This is a genomic window from Microcystis sp. LEGE 08355 (assembly GCF_015207185.1).
Lineage (GTDB): Bacteria > Cyanobacteriota > Cyanobacteriia > Cyanobacteriales > Microcystaceae > Microcystis > Microcystis panniformis.
The window spans coordinates 1-3,940 of record NZ_JADEXI010000442.1 but is presented as its reverse complement, the minus strand read 5'-3'; the positions used below and the strand labels follow the sequence as shown (position 1 = coordinate 3,940).

Sequence of the window (3,940 nt, the reverse complement as noted above, 5' to 3'; positions counted from 1 at the left end):
CCCCAACACCCCAACACCCTAAAACCCCAACACCCCAACACCCAAAATATAGTCAACATTGCCAGTGCCTAACCATGAAATACCTTCTTTTTTCAGCAATCAAATCACAGGAAAAAAAAGCGAGGGGTTTTACTCTAATAGAATTGTTAGTAGTGGTGATTTTATTGGGGGTTCTCGCTGCCATCAGTTTACCCACTCTCTTGGGACAAATCGCTAAGGGTAGGCAAGCAGAAGCGCGCGAAGCACTGGGATTAATCAATCGCGCCCAACAGGGTTATCGTTATGAAAAAGGGACTTTTGCTACTTTATCTGAACTATCTCTGGAAGCTGCCACTATTTCCCTAACATTTTATAATATCAGCCAAGTAGAAACCCCCGATGCTTTTGGAACCGCCTATCGAGCGAATGCAGTGCCTGAATTTGATGACGATATTAAAAATTATGCTGGAGCGGCTGGACAAACGGCAGCCGGGGCCTATACTGGTATTGTTTGTGAGGATGACACTCCTTTAGACGATAATGTTTCTACCAGTAATTCCGCCGGTGTTCTTAGCTGTGTTGATGGCATTGAAATTAATTAAAATAACCCCAAAAATCTTTTATTTTTGTTGATAAGTAAATGGTTATAATTATGTATGAAGGTCGTGATTTGTAGGTTAATTCATCGTAGGGTTAATTCATCGTAGGGTTAATTCATCGTAGGGTTAATTCATCGTAGGGTTAATTCATCGTAGGGTTAATTCATCGTAGGGTTAATTCATCGTAGGGTTAATTCATCGTAGGGTTAATTCATGAATTAACCGCGATGGTAGGGTTAATTCATGAATTAACCCTACTTATTAAGGGGGGATAAAGGGGAGATCCCCCCGCCTATCGGCACCCCCCTTATCAAGGGGGGCAGGGGGGATCGAACCTAAAATCCATGTTTTAATTTAATTAAAACCAGCTACTTACGTTACTGATTATTGACTTTTATTTGAAGATATGTTAGGCGTAAAAAAATCTCTCAATCTATCCTTACTTAAAACTCTTGGTTTAGTCGCCGTCATCGGTGGACTAATTATGGCTATTGTGGAAATGCAACAGGAAAAGGTGAAAACCTTGACCAAAGAAAAATTATTAGATAGAAATTATCGTCAAGAGTCTCGTCTAGAAAATGCTCAGGTTGAGTTATTAAAAAATATACCTTCCTTTGGCTTTAATAATATGTTAGCCAATTGGTCAATGTTACAGTTTATACAATACTATGGCGATGTGGATGCTCGTAGGGAAACTGGTTACGGTTTAAGTCCCGATTTTATGGAAATTGTCACCAAAAATGACCCAAAATTTGTCCGCGCCTATTTGATGATGTCTGTCGCTTCTTCCCTCAATGCTGGTAAACCCGAAAGAACGATTGAGATTATGAATAAAGGTTTATCAAAAATCACTCCTGATGTCACCGATGCCTATTTTCTTTGGTTATATAAAGGAGTGGATGAACTATTATTTTTAGGTGATATTCCCGCGGCGAAAAAATCCTATCAAATGGCCGCCGATTGGGCAAAAATTGCCGGTAATGAATTTATCGAAAAATCCGCTAGGGGAACGGTGAAATTTTTAGAAACTAATCCCGATAGTCGCGCTCCTAGAGTCGGTGCTTGGATGTTAGTCTGGATAAATAGCCAATACGAAGAAACCCGCAGGTTAGCTAAGGAAAATATCGAAAAATTGGGCGGTAAATTGGTTGTGATTAATGATAATCAAGTGATGGCAATTCCCCCCAAAGATTAGAGTTTGACATATTTTTCATCTTCCCAAAACTTATGATTTAATAAGGCATCAATATCCTTATAAAAAGGACAAACATCGGGAAAATTAGAGTCCGGATAATCCTCTTTCACCGCTTCTAAAGCTTCTCGATAACATTCTTCTAAAATCTCGATCATAAACCTTTTCAAACTAGGAGAATACTTAAATTCCTTCTTCAACTCCTTGCGAAAATTTCTAATTTCAATTTCCCACCCTCGATAACAATCGGGAAGAACCACATAACAACGTTTTAATAAATGTTCTAATAAACGAGTTAAAAAATTATCGACCGCTTTGGGTTGACTTTTCCCCAAAGATTCCACCTCCTCGATCAAATTCTCTAAATCAACCTGAGATAAATCCCCAGATTTTAATTGCTTAACCGTCTTCTCTATCCACAAAGCAAAATCTTGATCATACAGATTTTTTACCTTGGCTAAAGTCATAATTTTTCTCCCTGTTAAACTTAAATTAATTTCTTGAAAATCACACTAAATCTGGTTATTAAAGACTGATTATTTATTCCGCCTCTTGCCTCTCCTCAACCGATTTAGTATCAAAGTTTAACTTTCCCAAAACTTATGATTTAATAAGCCATCAATATCCTTAGAAAAAGGACAAACATCGGGAAAACTAGCATCATATTCGATTCGCATATTCTCCACCGCTTCCTGATAACAATTATCACAAATATCTGTCAAAAAACTGCATAAACTAGGGGAATCTTTAAGGATATATTTTAACTTCGATTGACAGCGTTTAATTGTTACTTCCCAACCTCGATAACAGTCGTACAAAAGAAGATAACGGCGTTTTAAACCCTGTTCAAATAATGTAATTAAACGGTTTTTAAGTTCCCTTTTATCTCGTCTTCCCAAAGATTCCACCTCCTCGATTAAATTCTCCAAATCAACCTGAGATAAATCCCCAGATTTTAATTGCTTAACCGTCTTCTCTATCCACAAAGCAAAATCTTGATCATACAGATTTTTTACCTTGGCTAAAGTCATAATTTTGACCTCTTATGTTGACTAATTACCTTCATTTTAGCGAAACTTCGCCAACAATTTAAGTCTGAATTGGCGCTTACTTAAAACTTGCATTAAAAGTCGCTCGGTTTGGGTGTATCTCACATTTTCGGAAATAGCGATAATCAGCAATTATCAGTCACTCTTAAACTGCTACAAATGTATGAACAGCGGCGTGTAAGCATCCCACCGAAAAGCTAATGCGCTCCAGGGTTTGGGGACGGCGCTTGCGTCCCCAACGGGGGGTTTGGGTAGGGTTGATTCATGAATCAACCCTACTATGAATCAACCCTAGGGATCAAGGGGAGATCCATCTTCAATTTAATTATAACTACTTATTTATCCCATTCAAATTGTTCCTCTTTTTTTCATTAACTCAACCACAATCGGATAGCGGATAATCGGATGCACATTATACCAGAGATCGCCATTGCGGTATTCCAAAATATATAAACCATGCAACAGATCTAGAAAATTTTGATCCTTGAGATACTTCGGTTTTGACTTTTCATAAACAGTTTTAATAATTTCCTCATCTGCTGTACCGATACTTTCAGCAAAATCGAGACTAAGTTCTGTGATTGATTGTTCTAAAACAGCTTGATTAATTTTTAGGGCATTATCATCAGGATAACGACGAACTGATCGCAAACAAACCCGACAGCAATCATTAGTAATGCGAATTAATTCTTGTAACACTCCCCCACTATAAAGACAAATTTTTTCGAGGGTGTCAGGATCGATTAAAGCGGGATCGATGCGCTTAGTGATAATCTCGGTTAAAGTAGCAATAATTTGGGGATCGGGTATAGCATTAGGTGAATTAATTCCTCCCTGTTTAAAGAGTTTATATACAGGCATTTGTACGATCTGATCGTTAGTTTCTGTTTGGAGAGTTGCCTTTAAAGCTACTTCTCTTAAAGTGGCGATCGGAATAGTCATAATAATCCGAAAACCGGGCAGCATATAGCCACAAACAAAACCAGAAAAAAATTAACTGATAACTGATAACTGATAACTGATAACTGATAACTGATAACTGATAACTGATAACTGATAACTGATAACTGATAACTGATAACTGATAACTGATAACTGATAACTGATAACTGATAACTGAT

General features: G+C 37.6%; 4 protein-coding genes and 1 pseudogene. 2 read left to right on the top strand and 3 right to left on the bottom strand.

Annotation, left to right across the window (positions count from 1 at the left end; genetic code table 11):
* The first annotated feature begins 74 nt into the window (after positions 1-74).
* A complete protein-coding gene (locus IQ242_RS18825; protein ID WP_193961017.1) occupies positions 75-581 on the top strand; it encodes a type IV pilin-like G/H family protein in 507 nt (168 codons plus the stop codon).
* Between the two features lie 403 nt (positions 582-984).
* The gene (locus IQ242_RS18820; RefSeq protein ID WP_193961016.1) at positions 985-1,773 is read left to right on the top strand and encodes a hypothetical protein; all 789 of its coding nucleotides are present in this window, start codon (positions 985-987) and stop codon (positions 1,771-1,773) included.
* On the opposite strand, the gene IQ242_RS18815 is transcribed toward IQ242_RS18820, so the two are convergent.
* The 3 genes and pseudogenes from IQ242_RS18815 to IQ242_RS18805 all read right to left on the bottom strand — a co-directional run.
* On the bottom strand, positions 1,770-2,237 hold the full coding sequence (locus IQ242_RS18815; RefSeq protein ID WP_193961015.1) for a DUF29 domain-containing protein: 468 nt from the start codon (positions 2,235-2,237) through the stop codon (positions 1,770-1,772). The two genes, IQ242_RS18820 and IQ242_RS18815, sit on opposite strands and share 4 nt — an antisense overlap.
* 117 nt (positions 2,238-2,354) lie before the next feature.
* Positions 2,355-2,801, bottom strand: a complete 447-nt coding sequence (locus IQ242_RS18810) for a DUF29 domain-containing protein (protein WP_193961014.1) — start codon at positions 2,799-2,801, stop codon at positions 2,355-2,357.
* A 366-nt stretch (positions 2,802-3,167) separates the two neighbouring features.
* A pseudogene (locus tag IQ242_RS18805) lies at positions 3,168-3,785 on the bottom strand (ATP-binding protein); the annotation flags it as partial.
* Positions 3,786-3,940 lie beyond the last annotated feature (155 nt).